Source organism: Phycisphaerae bacterium, from assembly GCA_017999985.1.
Lineage (GTDB): Bacteria > Planctomycetota > Phycisphaerae > UBA1845 > Fen-1342 > JAGNKU01.
Window position 1 is genome coordinate 1 of sequence record JAGNKU010000028.1, and the last position, 18,307, is coordinate 18,307.

At 64.9% G+C, this 18,307-nt stretch carries 16 protein-coding genes and 1 tRNA gene; 1 reads left to right on the forward strand and 16 read right to left on the reverse strand.

All coding sequences use genetic code 11. The features are described from left to right. Window positions 1-220: 220 nt before the first annotated feature. Window positions 221-295: transfer RNA gene (locus tag KA383_20360), tRNA-Met, on the forward strand. Here KA383_20360 and KA383_20365 read toward each other — a convergent pair. The 16 genes from KA383_20365 to KA383_20440 form a co-directional block, all read right to left on the reverse strand. Continuing rightward, window positions 255-1,646: a site-specific integrase gene (locus KA383_20365; GenBank protein ID MBP7748476.1), complete on the reverse strand. Its 1,392-nt coding sequence runs from the start codon at window positions 1,644-1,646 to the stop codon at window positions 255-257. The two genes, KA383_20360 and KA383_20365, sit on opposite strands and share 41 nt — an antisense overlap. Before the next feature lie 2 nt (window positions 1,647-1,648). Then, window positions 1,649-1,882 carry a hypothetical protein gene (locus KA383_20370; GenBank protein ID MBP7748477.1) on the reverse strand — a complete coding sequence of 78 codons (234 nt, stop codon included), beginning with the start codon at window positions 1,880-1,882 and terminating at the stop codon, window positions 1,649-1,651. 50 nt (window positions 1,883-1,932) lie between these two features. Continuing rightward, a complete protein-coding gene (locus KA383_20375; protein MBP7748478.1) occupies window positions 1,933-2,475 on the reverse strand; it encodes a hypothetical protein in 543 nt (180 codons plus the stop codon). After that, window positions 2,472-5,375, reverse strand: a complete 2,904-nt coding sequence (locus tag KA383_20380) for a DUF927 domain-containing protein (GenBank protein MBP7748479.1) — start codon at window positions 5,373-5,375, stop codon at window positions 2,472-2,474. Before KA383_20380 ends, KA383_20375 begins: the two co-directional genes overlap by 4 nt. A gap of 297 nt (window positions 5,376-5,672) precedes the next feature. After that, window positions 5,673-5,990 carry a helix-turn-helix domain-containing protein gene (locus KA383_20385; protein ID MBP7748480.1) on the reverse strand — a complete coding sequence of 106 codons (318 nt, stop codon included), beginning with the start codon at window positions 5,988-5,990 and terminating at the stop codon, window positions 5,673-5,675. A 189-nt stretch (window positions 5,991-6,179) separates the two neighbouring features. Then, complete coding sequence (locus KA383_20390) at window positions 6,180-6,578, reverse strand: hypothetical protein (protein ID MBP7748481.1); 399 nt, start codon at window positions 6,576-6,578, stop codon at window positions 6,180-6,182. Between the two features lie 328 nt (window positions 6,579-6,906). Then, a complete protein-coding gene (locus KA383_20395) occupies window positions 6,907-7,512 on the reverse strand; it encodes a hypothetical protein (protein ID MBP7748482.1) in 606 nt (201 codons plus the stop codon). Between the two features lie 294 nt (window positions 7,513-7,806). Continuing rightward, window positions 7,807-8,511, reverse strand: a complete 705-nt coding sequence (locus KA383_20400; GenBank protein ID MBP7748483.1) for a DUF2924 domain-containing protein — start codon at window positions 8,509-8,511, stop codon at window positions 7,807-7,809. Window positions 8,512-8,548: 37 nt separating this feature from the next. Then, window positions 8,549-9,952 carry a hypothetical protein gene (locus KA383_20405; GenBank protein MBP7748484.1) on the reverse strand — a complete coding sequence of 468 codons (1,404 nt, stop codon included), beginning with the start codon at window positions 9,950-9,952 and terminating at the stop codon, window positions 8,549-8,551. Between the two features lie 105 nt (window positions 9,953-10,057). Beyond that, window positions 10,058-10,582 (reverse strand): hypothetical protein, encoded by a 525-nt coding sequence (locus KA383_20410; protein MBP7748485.1) that lies wholly within the window; start codon window positions 10,580-10,582, stop codon window positions 10,058-10,060. After that, the gene (locus KA383_20415; protein MBP7748486.1) at window positions 10,579-11,712 is read right to left on the reverse strand and encodes a restriction endonuclease subunit S; all 1,134 of its coding nucleotides are present in this window, start codon (window positions 11,710-11,712) and stop codon (window positions 10,579-10,581) included. The genes KA383_20410 and KA383_20415 overlap by 4 nt, the downstream gene beginning before the upstream one ends. Before the next feature lie 118 nt (window positions 11,713-11,830). Next, a complete protein-coding gene (locus KA383_20420; protein MBP7748487.1) occupies window positions 11,831-13,054 on the reverse strand; it encodes a DUF1016 family protein in 1,224 nt (407 codons plus the stop codon). Beyond that, a complete protein-coding gene (locus tag KA383_20425) occupies window positions 13,051-14,589 on the reverse strand; it encodes an N-6 DNA methylase (GenBank protein MBP7748488.1) in 1,539 nt (512 codons plus the stop codon). The genes KA383_20420 and KA383_20425 overlap by 4 nt, the downstream gene beginning before the upstream one ends. 83 nt (window positions 14,590-14,672) lie before the next feature. After that, entirely contained in the window at window positions 14,673-15,167 is a 495-nt protein-coding gene (locus tag KA383_20430; GenBank protein MBP7748489.1) for a hypothetical protein, read from the reverse strand. A 387-nt stretch (window positions 15,168-15,554) separates the two neighbouring features. Beyond that, window positions 15,555-17,903, reverse strand: a complete 2,349-nt coding sequence (locus tag KA383_20435; protein MBP7748490.1) for a DEAD/DEAH box helicase family protein — start codon at window positions 17,901-17,903, stop codon at window positions 15,555-15,557. Window positions 17,904-18,122: 219 nt separating this feature from the next. Further along, window positions 18,123-18,307 (reverse strand): hypothetical protein (locus KA383_20440; protein MBP7748491.1); only part of this gene is annotated, 185 nt, incomplete at its 5' end.

Consider the following 18,307-nt stretch of genomic DNA (forward strand, 5'->3'; position numbering starts at 1 on the left):
AAAAAACCGCAGCGCCCGTTCTGAAAAGCCGCTCCGTGCGCAGAAATGAGGCCCGCCGCGGGTACGCCAACCCGCCGACCTTCGTACGCATCCCACTCTGCGAGACTTATGACAACGCAACCGTCTCACCGCTCGCCGCGGGCGCTGGTCAAGCGCGGGGGCGGGCGGTATACTGCGGTTCCGCATCGGGCGGCACGGCCGCGCGGTGCGTGCGCGACGCGGTGGCGTAGCTCAGCTGGTTCAGAGCGGCGGATTCATAACCCGCAGGTCGACGGTTCAAGTCCGTCCGCCACCATTTCCCCCTCGTCCGCGACACCACACGTCGCGACGCGACAACTCGCGTCGGCAGAGTCGTTTACGCCGCACTCTGATTCGGCACCGATCGAGCAAGTCGCGTTGTGTCGCGTGCTTTCCCCGCCCGTCAGTACAACATCGGGTACAACAGGGGGTACAACCACTTCGCCGCAGTCGCCGTCAGTGCCGGTGGGCCGCAGCGCGGCGCGTTCGGCATCCACGTGGTCGTCGGTGCCGAGATCGGGCAGACCCTCGACCGCGGCCGTCGCGTTCAAGAGCGTCTCGTCGGTATAGACCCGCATGGTCAAATCGATGGACGTGTGTCGGGCGAGCTTCTGTGCGACCCGCGGTGTGACGCCGGCTACGCTCAACCACGAGATGAACGTGTGTCGCAGCGCGTGCCGATCTACCACACGCCCCCGGTCGTCAGCCAGCACGATGCCCGCCCGCGTGCAGTCCGACTTGAACGTGGCGCGGGTCGGCGTCGTCAGGAACACGCGTGCCTTCGGCTGCGCTGGGTCGGGCTTCTGCTTGCGGAGCTTGTCCGCGAGCGTGCGCTTCAGCGGCACCGTGTCCGCCCGCCCGCTCTTGGTCGTCACCGCCCGCAAGCGTACGCAGGGCGTCAGGCTGTCGAGGTCCAGGTCCGACCACCGCAGCGCGGCAATCTCGGCCACGCGCAAGCCCGTGTAGAGAGCGAATTCGTACCAGAGTGCCCGCGGTCCGGCGTACTGAAGGAGCTTCTCGGCTTCGGCAAAGGTTAGCGCCCGACGAACGCGCGTCGGATTGCGACCATGCGCCGCGATCTGCTTGACGGGGTTCGCCTCGATTGCCTTCGCGATGCTCACGCCGTATTCGCACAGCCCGTGAATGTGGGAGCGGTAGATGTTGAAGGTCTTGGCGCTCTTGCGCAACGCAGTCAGCGTGCCGAGCGCCGTGTCGAGGTTGGCGGCGTTCAGTTCGGCGACCTTGGCGACGCCCCGGTCGATTAACCACTTCCCAACGCGCAGGGCCTCTTTGACATACGACCGGCGCAGCGGCCGCCCCTTCACACGTTTCCGGCGCAGGTGCCGGACGTAGTCCGCCAGCAGCTTGCGCACCGGTGTGCTAGCGGCATCGACGTACGCGTTCGTTAGGCCCGCCGCCTCGCGTTGACGACGTTCCAGCAGGTCGCGGAGCACCTTCTCGGCGACCTCGCGATTCGTAACGGGTGCTCCGCTCGGCAACGCAAGGGCGTGTCGCTTCTCCTCGCCGTCCAGCGGGCTGACGTAGCACGCGTGAAAGTGCTTCCCCTTGGAGCGCACCTTGCGGCCTTTCTTGTGGCGGATAATGGTGGGGCGAAAAACGAATGCCATGTTCAACCCCCCTTTGCCTTGCGGCGCCGCACGGGCCGCAGTTCCAGGTTCAACATCCGGCAGAGCTTCCCGGCGCTGGTCATGTTCAGCCCGCGCTGGCCGTGCATGAACCGCACGATCGCAGCCCGGTCTACCCCCGAGTCGCGGCTCAGCGTGTACATCGTCTCGCCGGCTCGGATCGCAGCCCCCATCGCCTTGCGAAGCTGCCCTTCTAGGTCGAGCGTCTTGTCACTCATCTTGGCCTCCATGCTACAAACATAACTCGCATCCAAGCTCATGTCAAACCTCAGCGCTGTTTTTTGTCAGCGTACCCGCCGCCCAACGCCGACCGGGCGGGTCGCGCCAGCCGACCGAGCCGCTGCTCGATGTTGTCCGCCCAGCGTGTGTAGTAGTCGGCGGTGTCCGGGTGCAGCTCCTGGCAGCGGTGGGCCTTGCGCCGCAGCTCGGCCGCCCACGCTGCCGGCGTCCAGCCGACCGGCACGTCGCCAAGCGCCAGGGGGCCGTGGACGGGCGGGAATTCGGCGGGCGCCACGGACGGCACCGGATGCGCCTGGAGCCAGGCGATGATCTCATGTTCGCGCGGAGTCGGCGGCGCCCACCGGACCGCGCCCGTGTCGTTGGACGGCTCGGAGTTGACCGTGCCGTTGCCCGGCTGCGCGATGGGCGTGCCGCTAACGAGACAGAGAAGCTCCGACTTCAGGCGGCGTAGATCGCCGAGCAGGGCATCCGTCAGTAAATGCGCCGGCCCGTCCACGACGAGCTGATCGCCGTGGGCCTCCAGGACCACACCGCCCCGGCGCAGTTCCATGACCAGGGCCGCCGCCGTCATAGAACCTCCCGCCTGCGCTGGCCGTCACCGCAGGCCGCGGCCGGTGCGGCATCGCCTGCGACAACGCCATGCGCAGGCTGGGCCTCACATGTCTCCGGAATCGACCCAATCGACCCAATCGAACCAATACGGCGTTCTGGCGCTGCCAGTGGGCCGATTTGCTGGTTCGATTCTGGGCTACCCCGGCCGGAATCGGACCCCGAAATCGGCCCAGATTCGGCGTTTGGCGCGTCTGGCGGGGGGGTGTGGTTCGATTGGGCCGATTGGGCCGATTCCTCAGACGTAAGGCAGCTTGCGCGCAGATGAAGTACGTATCGACGTTGCGTCTCGGCTGTGATCCGCACGGTGTTTCGGCTCCGCTGCGAGTCCGCTGAGGCCAGCAGGCCACGTTCCGCGAGGCGCTTGTGCAGCGTCTTGCTGTTCACCGGCAGAGGTTCTCCGGCCGCCATCGCCTGCACCACGCGGTACACCGCTTCGGGCTCCAAGAACAACGAGTCCTTGTCGATCCAGCCGACCCGGTCACCCTGCGGTCGCCACTCGTCACGCTGATATTCCCCGGTCCCAACGGTGAATTGCCGCCAGCCCCAAGCCTGAGGCTGGTCAGGTTCGCCGCCCTCCATGCCCGCAACGTGTGCGTGACCGCTCGCGAGAGCGGCCGTCAGCAGCTCCAGAAAGCGCCGCACCGGATCCGCGGCCTGATGCTGCGCCGTCTGTGCCGCCGCCGCCGCGCCCATCGCCGCCCATGCCCGTTCCCGAAGCTCGTGGTCCTTGTCGGCGGTGATCGCGCCGACCTCGACCGCGAACTTCAGGAAGTAGCGCAGCCCGACGAGCAGGTCGGCCACGATCTCCGGCGTCCGGCGATGCTGATTGGCTTGCGTGGCCTTGACACGCAACGCTGCAACCTCGCCCGGCAGACTCTTGAGTACCTCGCCGTAGCGGGGTGCCAACCATCGGATGTATCCGGCCAGTGCAAGAGCGTACAAGGCGCCCACCGCGTCAGCCTGCGCGGCGGTGAGCCGCTCCGGGTCCACGTCGCCCGCCGTAATCTCCAGCACGATCGTCCGTGCCCGGATGCTGTGTCCCCGAGGAACATCCTCGCCCGTGGAGAGAATCATCCCCCGGGGTGGTTTCACGGCGCGCAGCGTGGCATCTGCCCGCATCCGTTGCCGCCCACTTCGGTTGCCTTGTGCGCGAAGGAGCCGGTCTGCCTCGCGGTGATAGCGCTGCACATCGTTCGACGAGCCGGCTGGCGCGAAGTCGTCCACGACCAGGACCGCATCCTTCGCCGCAAACGCCGTGGCCTCGAGCGCGTTGCCCGTGGACGACCACGCCGCCGGCAGGTTTTTGGCGTTCATCTCCGCGCCGAAGTGCTGCTGGGCGAGGGCCGCCACCTCGCTCTTGAACACACCCGTTGCGCCGGCAAGGTGCACACTGAACGGCGCATGACCCAGCACGGCCCGCCAGATCGCGGAGAACAACGGGAACATGACTGCCGGCGGGGCGAGGTCCAGAAGCCTCAGGCTGGCGCGGATCGCCGCGACCAACTCGTCCCCGGTCGGGGGGGCGGGCAGTACGTACTTGTCGAGCCCGGCCGGCGCCGCCGTGTCTATTCCCAGGACCGGCCCATTCGGCCCAACTGCGCCACCGGCGTGCAGGTAGACCCAGCCGTCGCCGACCTTTCGCCAGCCGAGGTGGGTGTAGACCGTCCGGACGGCTGGGTTGCTGCTCAGCATCTGAATGGCGGCCCGCGCCTGGTCCTTTGTGCTAAAGCCTGGATACACGATCGCCTGCACTCCCATATTCGTGAGCGGCCAGTTCATCGTCGCGAGCTGCGACGCGGGGATGGTGAACCTCCAGGTCTTCCCGGGGAGCTTGGCCTCGATCTCGATCTGACGCTGTTGCTCAACGCCGTCGTCCAGGACGACCTGCGCCACAATCTGCGCCGTGAAGTTCGTCAGCGGCACGGGCACGTCACCGTCGCGCGTCGGCTTCATGTAGACCAGCCCTTGTGGCGTGGCCCGGTAGCAGCGGACTGGCGGGCCTTCCATGTCGCCCTCCGACACCTGCTCCGTGGTCACCGGCGCCGCGGCGGCGAGTTGCTCAATCTCATTACGGATCTGCGCATCGCCAATGCCGTCCGCCCGGCGCCGCGCAATGAAGTCGTAGATGTCGTCGCCGGGTTCGGTCGAGTCGGGCAGTCGCACGATGCGGCATTCCGCGCGCGGCCGCAGCTTGTGGAGTTCATGCACGACCGCCGTGGCGTATTTCTCACCGGGCTCGTCGTAGTCCGGCAGGACGACCACCTGCCGGCAGGCGAGCGGCGTCCAGTCGGCCTTGTGCGCGCTCGAGCTGCTCCCGCTCGTCGTGGCTGTGAGCCCGATGTTGCGCGCCGCGTCGGTGGCCTTCTCGCCCTCGCAGACGTAGACCACGCCGTCACCAAGCTGGTCGGCGCCGTACAACGGCAGCAGCCCGGGCGGGTCGCTGAGTGCCCAGCCGTCGTCCGCCGCGCGGATGGGGCGGAACGTCTTGCCGGCGGCGGTCTTCACCCGCACGCGGTAATAGATATCCGTATACTTGTAGGTAGCCTCGACCACGCCCTTCGCTCGGCGGGCGACCTCCTGGGCGGCGGCCTCGACCGACGGGTACACCTTCGGGCCGCGGCGTACAGGGTGGCCGTTGTTCTTCGCCGGGAACAAGTCGCGCGGTTGCAGGCTGAGCGCGCTGATGATGTCCTTCTGCGCGCACCCGGCGTGACAGCACAGTAGGACCGTGCCGTCAGCCTTCTCCGTGACGGACAGCGAGGGGGTCTTGTCGTCGTGCGCCGGGCAGCACGCTTGCCACTTGCCCGGGCCGGTCGCGCGGACGTTCTTCAACTTCTCCAGTACATCAGCCTTTGCCATTGGCCGGCCCTCCCTTCTTGGCTGGATCAATCACGGGCGGAGCCGCGCTACCTGAGTCCTCTGACAGGGGCGACGGCGGCTTGTTGCCGATCGCCATTAAATCCGCCACCAGGCGGCGCCTCACGGCGGCCGTCTTCGGGGGCCAGCGCAGGCACCGTCTGCCGCCAAAGACTCCGGCAACTGTTTCGACGTCCCACCAGACGCACGGGCCGCGCTTGCCGCACACAGGACAAAGATCATGAATTGGAACGATACGCGGCCCCCGCGCAACGTGTTCACCGCCGAGTATACGGTCTTTCATGGCTGGCCTCCCTGCGCATCCCGAGCGCCGGGCACCGCGTTGGCGTCCTGCCCGGTCAGCCGCGCGAACGTCGCGGCGTCGGGGCAGCCGGCCGCGACCCACGCCCGCACTTCCGCGAGCCGCCACCGCTTCAGCCGCCCAATCCGCACGGGAGCCGGCAGCCGCCCGGCGTCGACCATGCGCGCGACGGTCCTGCCAGAGACACCGAGCAGCGTGCCGACGGCACTCTCGTCTGCCAATTCTGCTGGGACGGATTGCCTTGATGCGCGCTCAACCGTGTGCCGGTTGCGCCCTCTGAATCTGCTGTCGTTCATAACGCGCTCCACATAAGCGACACGAACAGGTAAGCACGATGCTTACCAATCGCGTGCTATTCCATCATGCGTGAAAAAAGTGGAGGCGATTTCCAGAAAAGTGCTTGATTCGCAGATCGAAATGAGCGCGACAACGCTTGAAAAAGGTGAGGCGCGGTGACCGGCAGTGAATGACGGGGTGTGTCGGCGTCACGTCCCGTCGTTGCCGTACTCGCTGATGAGCTTGTGCACTTTGGAGCTGGCCCTGAACACCTTCAATGCCTCAGCACGCTCCACGAGGTTCTTGCCCCCGAACTTGAAAACGTGAACGCTTCGGCGCTTGAGGTAATCCGTCAGCTTGGACGAATCCCCCTTCACAGTTCGCTGTGGGACAATGCTCCGCAACCACACGATGGGTATCGGGTCCGCGAGCGGCGACGGCAGCTTGCCGGTGGGTACCACGGCTGTGATTTTCATGTCGCGAGCCAGTCGCGCGGCGTGCTGGACCATGCGTCCGTAGTCATCGTCCGGATGCGCATAGGCGGCCTGACACGCAGCTTCGACACCCTCCACGAAGTGCCGGGCGTACCCGCCGCTTCGCAACTTCACGTCGAACGCGAGACCGGGATATTGGCCCTTCAATGCTCCCGCAATTTGAAGTGCAGCCTCTCGCCCGCGCACCGCTACGATCAGTCCGGGTGACCGGGTGGTTCGCTCACCGTCCGCCGCCGCCGGATGTCTGGCGAAGACCAAGAAGATTCTCTCTGACATCGGATTCACACTACCTTTCGCGGGCCGCCGCCCGGCTCGCCGCCGATAGTGCGGAGCGACGAGACGGGCAGGCGCTTGGCACCGCCGTCGCGGTGCCGTCCCGTTGTGTTTAGCGTAACACGCGCCATCTCCCCCACGTCAACCCGATCTTGCCGGATTCTCTTCGCTACTTCCGGTTTCGTGCCGCGGCCGCCTGTCGTCCGTACTCTCGGTCAACCACGTACTCCGCCAGACACGTACGGTCTTCTTCGGTATATGACCGAGCATGCACGCGCTCCCAAATTCCGCGAATATCCGTGGCCTGTCCGATTACGGTCCCGAGCCGCCAACCCGGGACCCAGTACGCCGTCATCCGCGTAGGTCTGTCCCCGGCCGTCTCCCGGGCAAGCCTCACGTCACACTGCCACAACAGGCGCTCGTCGTTGACGACCAACTGCTCCAGGGACTCCAGCGACTCATCCACCAGAGGCTCGTCCAATACGCGGCGCGGCAATCCGCGCTGCCACTCGCTCGCCAATGTATCCACCCTCCAATCGGTGACACGGTGGTGGTACATCGCGACGGCCAGTGCGAGGCCCGCTTCAAGTAGCATCACCCACGCTAACGCTGTGAGGCTGTGCTGTCGGTGGCGCCGAGAAGCGGCGCACAAGACGAGGGCGATGCCCATCCAGATCAGCATGTGGAGCAGCACGCCACCCACCTGGAGCGACAGGGAGGCGGCAGGGGCTTTGATAACCTGGGCGACTATCGATGCGATCAGGGCAAGCGCCATTGTGGCCAGCACGCCGGACGTGACCCACGCCGGCGCGGCCGAGACTGGTGGCTCTGTCGCGGGGGTCGGATCGGCGGGGCTATGCCCGCTCGGCGCTGGCGCGGGGCGTGTAGTTTCGGGCGATGTGGCGGTCCCTTCAGAATGCACTGCCTCACTCATGTGCGACACTCCCCTATGTAGCGGGTTTCGATCCATTCGCGCACGCACGCGCGTGGCGCAGCTTCCTCTTGACCGCCGACATATCTCCACCCCCGTTGCAGTACTGAGCCGAGTGTACTGCTGCGCGTTGCAGCCCTATTTGCCGACCCAGTCGCGCAGCGTGACCCACTGGCCCGCGCGGTTCTTAACCCGCCAGAACGCCCAGCCGTTGCGCGGGCGGCCCGCAGCGGCGGTGGCGGCGCGCGACACCGAGCGGAACTTCTTGCCCTTGTACTGGATCATCCCGTCCTTGTGCACGCGAGCGCGAAGCCGCTTCCCCTTGCAGACACGCTCCAGGGTGGTAGCACGCGCGAAGCACCCATGTAGGTCAGGTCTGGCGCGTGATGCGCGGCTCTTGCCGCCAGATCGAATGTGCACACGCGGCCGGCGGCGCCCGAGCAGGTCGGCCAGCTCTCGAAGCGCATGTTCCTTCATCTCACGGCTGAAGCGCCGGTACAGGTTCTCGGCCTGGGCGAATTTGCCGGCCACCCGGTTGCCGGGCGGGCGGACGATTCGCAGCACCAACGATTCGAGTTCCTTCATGTGCGGGTTGTCGCCCGTCAGGTAAACCGCGAAGCGATCCCAGGATTGGCCATGCCGGTCGCGCAGGTGGCTGTTCAGCCGTCCGCAGAGGTTGGAGGCGAGGCCCACGTAGTACAGCCGGCCACGTCGATAGAGCGCGTAGATTCCGTGCTGCTTGCGAACATAGCCGCGAACGATGTGCTGGTACTTCTCGAGCGCGGCACGGGAGATGTTCTCCAGGTGCTGGCAGACGAGCGAAGGGCCTTTTCGTTTCCTCATCGGTGTGTCTCCCTGCCACTCGGGCTTTGATTGAGCTTCACAATGTGGGGCCTTCTGCGGCCTGCCGCCCATCTTGGTTTGTGTCATGCCAGGCGTGTACCTCGCAGACGATGAGGTTCGCCGATGCGCCAGGTGCCTTCAGCGCCACAATCTGTGTTGTCCCGAGCAGTCGATCTGCCCAGGATCGTACCAACGGCGTCCGAACGGTCTCCATGAACGTGGCACGATCGCGGAAGGCACGTAGCCACGACCGACCCGACCCCCGGTAAGCATCCACCATCAGAAAGAGACAGCTACCCACGCGGTCACTGAGTGTCGGAAACTGATTCAGCTTGATCAGGTCCTGCTCGACCTCCCACGGGTCTGGGCCGACATGCCCGGCTTTGGCCAGGAACTCACGAAACGGCTTGCTGTCGAGCACACAGTCAAAGCGATCGTAATCGTAACGGTTGGACTTCACCTCGCAGATGTGCACACGCCCCGCGCGACGCACGGCAACGTCTGGTTGAGCTGTTCCCGGGAACGCTGTCGTCTTGAGCCCAAGCGTAGTCCTGATTTGCCGCCGCAGTGCCACGTTTGCGGCGCCAAACACTTCGTCGGCGATGTCGCCGAAGAGGCGTTCCAACAGATGTTCGCGAACATCGTGGCCTCCTGTGCTTCGGTTGGGCGCCACAAGCTGGGCCAATGTGTCGCCACGTTCCAGTGCTTCGATGACCCGGTCAATCGGCCAGGGCGATGGGAAACGAACGTGGGTCATCGGCTCCACCTCAGTTGACGCGCCAGTGGCGGCGCGATCGTTCGCGTTGTCGATACCCTCGGCAGGTCCATCGAGAATCGTGCATGGGTGAATCGCCACGAATACGGTTTGAGGGTCCTGCGTGCTGGTGGCGTTGCGCGTGTACGAACTGACCTCCGTCGTTGCGGCCGTGGTCACGGTAACGGGCCGGGCGAGCAGATGATCGATTAGCCCGGCAACCTCCTCCCACTGTCTGCGCTCAAGGTCGGCTTCCACCATGCCCGCCGATTTCAGGATGTGGGCGATAAACGCGCGTGATTGTCTCAACACCGGCGGGACGAGCCGGTCGAAGTCCCAGCCCCACTCGTGCCGCGGACGTGCTGTGCGCGTGTACGTGAGATGCGCCACCTCTTTGTTGCGCCGCTCGACAGCTGCGCGATCGACTGTCAAGGCTGAGACGGGGAAATCGTAATCCGCGGCCAACACGTCGTCCTTGTAGCGATCCTGGATGTCCGTCTCGAAGAACTCGATGAGAATGTTCAGATGAATGACGGTGGTTTCAATGCGAGCGTTGTTGAGTAACGCGTCAGGCGGCGATGTCCGGGCGCGGTAGAGTAGGGCAAGTTGTCGGATCTCGTAGCGAACGTGTTCGAGTGCGGCGCGCTTCTGCTCAGTGGTCGGGTTGCATCCCTCGGACTTGCTCATGGCTCACCCTTTAACGCCTTGTCGAAGATTGTGGGCAAGAGGGCATCTGACTTCGTAGTGGTTCGAGCCTCAAGCAAGATCGAGTCGATCACCCTCGCACCACCGCTATTTGTTATCCTTCGCCGCGGCCGCTTCTTGCTGCGCACCTGCGATGGTTTTGACGCGTAAAGGAAACGCGGCTGAGTACCAGTGACGGCCGACTGTGTCCCCGACGAAGAACTTCTTGACCATCGCTCTGTCGAAGATCTCCGACGGCATCACGCACTTTGCCGCTTGCCCCTCAGCCAGTTCCTTCGGCAAGCGGTCACACAACATTCCCGAGCGTGTGGTGAAGTCCGGCGCGAGGACGGCATGTTGACCGTCGGACTGAACGAAACAAAACCCGTTAATGGTCACAGGCCTTCGCCCCGCATTCACTGCTGTGATGACGACGTATGTTCGGGCAAGATCGTCCTCACTGGCCCCATCGTACGGTAGCAAGAAGTTCTCACTTGCCGTCACTTGAACCTTGGGGCGATCCGCAAGGTCCCGCCGGATATTCCAGAGCAAGCTTATGATGCCGGTGACAGCCCCCGTGATCGCGACAACCAATGTCCAGCTCTGAGATACGATCTGCGCCGTCATGCTCATAGGTCACCCTTGAATGCCTTGTCGAGGATGGCGGGCAGGAGGGCGTCGAGCTCGGCGGCGGTTTGGGCCTGGAGCTGTTTCAATTGAGCCACCTTTCGATGAACGTCGACGATTCGCTGCTGCCAGTCCAGCGTAGGGAGCATGAGCTGGTGGGATAGCAGCCGTTCAGGTTTCACGCGCTGCCGCCGATGCCCGAGGCCTTTGCTTCCAGTCGCAACTGCGGCCCACGCCCGCGGCGATTTGAAATAAGCGAAGAGGAACTCAGGCAAGATGCGGTCGCCATCGCAACTAAACGTTGGATACTCGTTCGATACGTATGAGCCGTCAAACTCACCAGTTACGATGCCATAGGCACCTTCAAAGGCAAAGAGGCGGCTGTAAATGAACTGGCCAGCACGCACGCGGCAAAGCGTCGCAGCGCTTGTCGTAAGCCCATCGATCGGCTGCTTCGGGAATAGTCCCCGCGCAAAACTGTAAATGCCGAGATTGGGGTAGCGCTTATCCGGCTCAGGGCGAACTGGATCGGCTACCTCAGCGAGAACTTCCCGCAAGACAATCTGTTTCCACCCGAGTCGCGCCTTTTCTACTTCGTCGATATCCGCGCGGTGTGCCATGGCAACTAGCAACCGCTCTTCTGCGTCGGCAGCGTCATTTTGCAGGCCGCGGGCCTCGGCGATCTTGGCGGCGAGCTGGTCGATCTTCGCCACGATCCGCCGCTGCTCCGCCAGCGGCGGCAGCGGGATCTCAACCGCGGCGATGTCATCAATCTTGAGGGAGACGTTTGCCGTGCCCTGCATCAGCGGAACTAGCAATTCATCCCGTTTCGTGTTGAGCAGGTGATACAGGTACTTGGGGTTGCACACCGCGTGATCATTGGGAACGAGCGCCACGAGTAGATTTGCGACCGCGTACTTACCGTCTTGGTAGTGAACCCGGTGCAGTGCCGCGTCACCATGCCCGGTCGAAGACACGAGTGGAATACAGACGGAAGGTCGATCGAGTTGGTAGGTGCTCGCCGTGCGCCGGTAGGCTGCCGTTACCACGAGTGGGTATTCGCCGGGTTCAGTCTTCAGCGTTGGGGAAAGCCCCTTCACGAGAGTGCAGATTTCGGCGATTCGGTACCGCTTCATCGCCGGACTCCGTCCTGTAAGGCCGTCCTAATTCCCCCCACGATCTCCACGATCTGCTGCTCCTTCGCCAGACTGTCCGCGACGAGCTGCTCCGGCGGCTGGGCTGTACGCTGCTTTGTCATCGGCGGGGCCCTCGCTTGCGCTTCGGGCTCGGACGGTCGGCGACGGCTCGGCGCTCCAGTGCGGCGCGCGTGCGGTCAATCTCCGCCGCCAGCAGCTTCTCATCCGGCAGGGTCGTGCGGTATTCGGCGGCGAGTACCTTGTTCGGCAGGCCGTCCAGGGCGTACCGGGCGACCGCGGCGTCCTTATGGGCGCAGAGAATCAGCCCGACCGGCGGGTTTTCGCCGGGCCGCAGCCAGTGCTGCCGGGCGTAGTTGAGGTACAGGTGCATCTGGCCGGCGTCGGCGTGCGTGAACTTGCCGAGCTTCAGGTCGATGACGACCAGGCAGCGCAGCCGACGGTGGAAGAACAGCAGGTCCAGGCGGTACCACTCGTCGCCGATCCGGAGCCGCCGCTGCCGGCCGATGAAGGCGAAATCGTTGCCCAGCTCCAGCAGGAACCCTTCCAGTTGGCGGATCAGGGCGTCTTCGAGGTCGGTTTCCGAGTACTCGTCACGCAGGTCGAGGAACTCCAGGACGTAGGGGTCCTTGAGCTCCTCCTCGGGCGTGACGGCGTCGGCCGGCTGCGCGGCGGCCCCCTTGCGCAGCATGGCGGCCTTGTTTCGCGACAGGGCCGTGCGCTCATAGAACTGGGTGTCGATCTGCCGGTCGAGCTGCCGGACGGTCCAGCCGCCGCGGAGGGCCTCGGCCTCGTAGAACCGCCGGGCCTCCGGGTTGCGCACGCCGAGCAGCTTCACGTAGTGCGACCACGGCAATGGAAAGCGGGCGGCGAGCGTCGCCAGGGCGGATACGCCAGACGATGTCGGGCGAATGGCGAGCGTGGGAGATTCTTCAGACGGTGTCTGCACAATCTGGGCGGGGACCCGGCGTGCCAATTCTTCAGACGGCGTCTGAAGAATCTCGGGCAGCGGCCACGCGAGATAAAAGCGACGCATCTGCGTCAGGTTCACGTAACCAAAGCCCCGTCCGAAGCGGGTCGTAAGGTCCGCAGCCAAGCGTTTCAGGAGTTCCTCGCCGTATTCGGCGCGCCGCGTCCCGCCCTGCTCGTGCTCGACAATCCGCCGGCCGATCTCCCAGTAGGTCGCCGTCATGACGGCGTTGACCGTGCGGACCGCGGCGCGGCGCGCGGCCTCAAGCAAGTTGACGATACCGCCCAGGACGGCGTCGTAACCGGCCGCAGGGGCTGGAAGCTGTGAATGCCGGACGGATTTGCGCTTGGTCACGTCGCCACGCCTTTCGTCAACACCGTCTTGATCTCCCCCATGATCTCCACGATCCGCTGCTCCTTCTCCAGGATGTCCGCGACGAGCTGCTCCGGCGGGAGGTGTTCCAGGTCCGGGGCGCCGCGCGGGTTCTTGATGTCGAGGTTGACCGAGACGACGTTGCCGGCGTCGTCGGTCTTCAACACGTCCGCCGCCTTCACCTTCCACGCCCGGTCGTTCTCCTTGCGCTTGGGCCACCATTTCAGGCAGTCGGCGAACTCCTCGAACTGGAGCGGGGCGGTCTTGGTGTAGTTCTTGCGGCCCTCCGGCAGCGGCTGCTCGTAGTACCAGATGTCCTTCGTCGGCCCGCTGCGGTCGAAGAACAGCAGGTTCGTCGGGATGCTCGTGTACGGGGCGAACACGCCGTTGGGCAGCCGGACGATCGTGTGCAGGTTGAAGTCGCGCAGCAACTCGGCCTTGATCCGCGCGCAGACGCCGTCGCCGAAGAGCGTGCCGTTGGGGACGACGACCGCGGCGCGGCCGCCGGTGCTCGTGGCCGTCCCCTTCACAGGCCGGAGGCCCGTGCTCCCCGTACCCGGCCGCCGGAGCTTCCGCATGATGAGCTGGAGGAACAGCAACGCCGTCTCGGCGGTCTGCTTGTCCTCCGGGAAGTTGCCCAGGATGCCGCGCTCCTCTTCGCCGCCGAACGGCGGATTCGTGAGGATCACGTCCACGCGGTCGCGGTCGCCGATCTCGGAGAGCCGGTGGCGCAGGCTGTTGCCGGGGTCGATGTTGGGGGCCTCCAGGCCGTGCAGTAGCAGGTTCATCTGGCACAGCAGGTACGGCAGGGGTTTGGCCTCGCCGCCGAAGATGCTCGCGTCCTGGAGGATTCTGCGCTGCTGGACGGTCTGGCACTGCTTTTCGAGGTGAGCGAATGTCTCTACCAGGAAGCCGCCGGTGCCGCAGGCCGGGTCGAGGATGGTCTCGCCGAGCTGGGGGTCGAGCACGGTGACCATGAAGCGGACGACGGCCCGCGGCGTGTAGAACTCGCCGTTGTCGCCGGCGGCGTCGCGCATTTCCTTCAGCATCGACTCGTACAGGTGGCCGAGCGTGAACAGCTCGTCCTTGGCGAGGAAGTGGATGCCGCCGACCTTGTTGATCACGTCGCGCAGCAGGTAGCCGGAGGTCATGCGGTTCTGGACGCCGGAGAAGACGGTGGCGATGACGCGGCGGCGGCTGATGGCGGTGCCCTTGCCATTGCCGTTGCCGAGGTTGCGGAGGTAGGCGAACAGGCCGGGGCCCTTGGTGCCGTCGGGGCGGGTGCATTCCTCGTGCTGGATGAAGGCGAGCAGCTCGGGGCCGGTGATGCCGTCCTCTTTCGCCGCCCAGTCGCGCCAGCGGTAAGGCTTGTCGATGGCCGGCTTGTAGCGCTGCCCGCCGAGCTTGGCCCGCGACTCCTCGATCTGTTCCAGGTCGTCGAGGAACTTGAGGAACATGATCCAGGTGAGCATCGGCAGCCGGTCGAGGTCGCCGGACAGGCCCTTGTCCTTCCGCATGATGTCGCGGGCGGATTTGATGAGGGAGCCGAGTTGCTGGGCGGTGGTGGGCGTCGTTTTGCTTTCTCTGCGTCTGGAGGATTTCAACGGAGTCGGGCCTCGATTAGATCCCAGCGATTCATGTATGTTTCGATGCTCCAGCCAGCCTCGTCCTTACCAGGGGGCAGATAGACAGTGCGAAAATCAGTATGTTGGTGTTCTTGCCCCCGCTTACCTGGAGTAGCGAGCCACTTCTCGTGCGCGCGCTTGACCCGCGTGGCCATGGTCCGGGCAGGAATGATGTAGTAAGTGGGCGGCTCATTGCTTTCCGGAAGAGGTATCCCTCCAAGAACCCAGAAGAAGTTCTTGCCGTAGTCCTTTTCTGCTCGCCGGCCGACGCTACAGGTAGTATCGCCAGGGCGGAACGTCTTGACTTGGATATGTACAAACCGCGTGCCTTCCTTGTTGCTGCAGAGGATATCGGTGTTCGGACAGTTGCCGGTTGTGACGACTGCGACCCAGCCGCGGCGACATAGCTCGGCTGCCACAAAGAACTGGCTCGCGCTTGCTCTATGTTGCTTGTCATGGCTCTCCGACACGATTTCTACTCCTATGTGGCACGTAACGCCGCCCGACGCTCCCCTCACCACCAGTGACCGTCCTTACCATAGTCGTCCCACGTCGCCGGTTTGTGTTCTTCGGGAACGTGACGAAAGACTGGCCGACTGACTAGCTGGAGGGGTTCAGGATTTCGGCCTTGCATCCTTTGAAGTTCGGCCCACCATTTTTCGAGTTCTTGCTCACTACCGAACCTAGCGACGTAGTTCCCAGCGGGGGTCTGAAGGACCCAGGTTCCGTTGGCTAACTGACACTTATAGCCATGCATGTTGGCCACGTAATCTCGCCGAATGCGGATGCCCAGGACTTCTATCAGCTTCCTTCTTCTTCGTTTCACGGCAACCCCGTCCTCTTCGTCTTTGTCGAAGCTACGCGGCGTAGAGCAACCGCTGTAGGGCGTTTAGCGCTTCCACGAGATTCGGCTCTCCGCCGAACTGACGCGCGATTTCGATCACGTTCCCATGCCGGTTGATTGGCGGCAACTCCAGCGCGTCGGGAATAACGAACTGGGCCGTCCCGTGCTCGGTGTACTTGTCGAGCAGCTCGTCCAGGACCGCCCGGGCCTCGGGTCCGTACTGTTCGAAGAAATCCTTCTTCTCTCGCCGGAGCCGCTCAGCCCGCTCCCGGCGCGTCCGCAGCGGGGCATTGAATGCCACGTGGCAGAGCAGGTCGAACGGGTCGGCGTCCGGCTGGTTCGCCGCCGTGGCCAGCTCGTCGAAGTCGATGCCGCGCTCGGCCAGCTTGCTGATGACCTCCGCCCGCTGCTGGGGGTCCGCCCACGCCCGCCGCAAATCCGCCGCGCTGCGGAACAGTGTGCGGACCTTCTCCGCCGTGTAATCCGTGAACCTCACGACGCGGAGCTGCTTCCCGTCCGGGTCCAGCTCGTACACAAGGTGCGCGGCAATCTCAACGTGCCCGCCGTCGTAGTAGAACTTCCGGCGTGAATCCCCCGGCGGTTCTGGCGGCAGCGGCGGCACAGGTTCGGGCGGTTCCGGCTCCGGCTCAGGTTCGGGCGGCTCGGATTCCGGCTGCTGGTCAATGGGCCCCTCCTCGATTTCGATGGGCTCGCCGTCGAAGTCCGGGTCGGCGAACAGCCGCGTCGCCGAGCCGGTGTAATCGAGGATGCTGAACCAGAGCTTGCCGTAGTCGTCGCGAACACGCGTGCCGCGGCCGATGATCTGCTTGAAGTCGGTCATCGAGTTGATGACGCGGACCAGCACGATGTTCTTGCAGGTGGGGGCGTCCACGCCGGTCGTGAGCATCTGCGACGTGGTGAGGATTACCGGCGTCGGCCGTTCCAGGTCCTGGAAGTTGCTCAGGTGCCCGCGGCCGATCTCGTGCTCATCGGACGTGACACGGCAGACGTAGTTCGGATGCTGCTGGACGAGGTCGCTGTTCAGGTTGACAAGGGCCGTCCGCATGTCGAGGGCGTGCTCCTGGTCCACGCAGAAGACGATGGTCTTGGCGAAGCGGTCGGTCCGCTTCAGGAACTCGGTCAGGTGCCTGGCGACGGCCTCGGTGCGGGCTTTCAGCGCCACGACGCGCTCAAAGTCGGCGGTTTCGTACTGCTCGTCCGGAATTTCTCGGCCGTAGCGGTCCAGGTCGCCCTGGCTGGGCCGCCAGCCGGCGGCGTCCCACTGCGTGATGACGCGGTGGACGCGGTACGGCGCGAGGAAGCCGTCGTCGATGCCCTGACGCAGGCTGTATTGGTAGAGCGGGTTGCCGAAGTACTGGTACGTATCCCGGTTGTCGTCCCGCAGCGGCGTGGCGGTCATGCCGAGCTGGTACGCTGGCTCGAAGTACTCCAGGATTTCGCGCCAGTTGCTCTCGTCACGGGCGCTGCCGCGATGGCATTCGTCCACGATGACGAGGTCGAAGAAGTCCGGAGCATACTCGCGATACAGGCCGGGGCGCCGCTCGTCCTTCGCGATGGCCTGATAGATGGCGAAGTACATCTCCCGGCTCTTGGGGGCGACGCCGTTCTCGATCTTGCAGCGCGCGTCGCCGAATGGGGCGAAGATCTTGTCCTTCGGGTCGTCGATCAGGATGTTGCGGTCGGCGAGATACAGGATGCGCGGCCGGCGATGCTCGCCGGTGCGGTTCCAGCGGCTGGACCAGAGTTTCCAGCAGATCTGGAACGCGACCACGGTCTTGCCGGTGCCGGTGGCCATCGTGAGCAGGACGCGGCGCTTGCCCTGGAGGATCGCCTGCACCGTCCGATTGATCGCGATTTCCTGGTAATAGCGCGGGGACTTGCCGCTCAGGTGGTACGCCGGCGTCAGGAGCCGTTGGGCCGCTTCCGGAGCCAGCCCGGTGGCCGCCGTCAGCCGGTTCCACAGCTCGTCCGGCGTCGGGAAGGCGTTGAGCTCGCGCTCCCGGCCGGTGAGGTAGTCGAACTCCACAATGCCGTGGCCGTTGGTCGCGTAGGCGAACTTGAGGCCGAGGATTTCGGCGTAGTCCTTCGCCTGCTGGAGCCCTTCGCCGGGCGTCCTGTACGTGGGCTTGGCCTCGACGACGGCGATCGGCATGTCCGGGCGGTAGCGGAGGATGTAGTCGGCCCGCTTGCCCGGCCGGCGGTGGACCTTGCTGCCCGCCACCATGATCCGTCCGTCGGTGAACGTGCGCTGCTCGGCGATGCGTTCGTCGTCCCAGCCTGCGCTATGCAACGCCGGCACGACGTATCGACGACAGGTATCCGCCTCCGACAGATGCGGCATGGCATCCCCTGTTTGGCGGCGCCACGAGTGCGCGCCGCGCAGCCAACGTGTCCGCTGCGCACAGCGTAGCAGGGTAGGCGGAGTGCTGTCTACCGGAAATGGCCCCGGGCGCGTCCGCAAAGCAGGCCTGGAAAGAACGCCGTGGGCGGCGACGCTTGCGCGCGTGGCGTGCGGTGCCTTCCGCGTCAGTGCGCCTGGCGCGGCTTCGCGCCGCACACGTCATCGCAGTCGCCGCCACTCGTGGAGATGGACTCGCCCCCGCTGCCGTCCGCGAGCATTTCGGCCGGTCCACAGGGCGATGAGCAGACAGGCGATGATGCCCAGGTAGGTCTGAATCTCGATGCCGTTCGTGCAATGGCTCAGCAGGTGCCGGCAACCCAGCACGTGCTTGAAGAAGCGAAAAA

Bases quoted from the DNA above. Each gene is read 5' to 3' on its own strand.
- KA383_20365 (MBP7748476.1), bottom strand. From the start codon at position 1,646: ATGGCATTCGTTTTTCGCCCCACCATTATCCGCCACAAGAAAGGCCGC.
- KA383_20385 (MBP7748480.1), bottom strand. From the start codon at position 5,990: ATGAACGACAGCAGATTCAGAGGGCGCAACCGGCACACGGTTGAGCGC.
- KA383_20415 (MBP7748486.1), bottom strand. From the start codon at position 11,712: ATGAAGCGGTACCGAATCGCCGAAATCTGCACTCTCGTGAAGGGGCTT.
- KA383_20410 (MBP7748485.1), bottom strand. From the start codon at position 10,582: ATGAGCATGACGGCGCAGATCGTATCTCAGAGCTGGACATTGGTTGTC.
- KA383_20405 (MBP7748484.1), bottom strand. From the start codon at position 9,952: ATGAGCAAGTCCGAGGGATGCAACCCGACCACTGAGCAGAAGCGCGCC.
- KA383_20400 (MBP7748483.1), bottom strand. From the start codon at position 8,511: ATGAGGAAACGAAAAGGCCCTTCGCTCGTCTGCCAGCACCTGGAGAAC.
- KA383_20435 (MBP7748490.1), bottom strand. From the start codon at position 17,903: ATGCCGCATCTGTCGGAGGCGGATACCTGTCGTCGATACGTCGTGCCG.
- KA383_20375 (MBP7748478.1), bottom strand. From the start codon at position 2,475: ATGACGGCGGCGGCCCTGGTCATGGAACTGCGCCGGGGCGGTGTGGTC.
- KA383_20370 (MBP7748477.1), bottom strand. From the start codon at position 1,882: ATGAGTGACAAGACGCTCGACCTAGAAGGGCAGCTTCGCAAGGCGATG.
- KA383_20380 (MBP7748479.1), bottom strand. From the start codon at position 5,375: ATGGCAAAGGCTGATGTACTGGAGAAGTTGAAGAACGTCCGCGCGACC.
- KA383_20395 (MBP7748482.1), bottom strand. From the start codon at position 7,512: ATGGCGCTTGCCCTGATCGCATCGATAGTCGCCCAGGTTATCAAAGCC.
- KA383_20425 (MBP7748488.1), bottom strand. From the start codon at position 14,589: ATGCGGAAGGACAAGGGCCTGTCCGGCGACCTCGACCGGCTGCCGATG.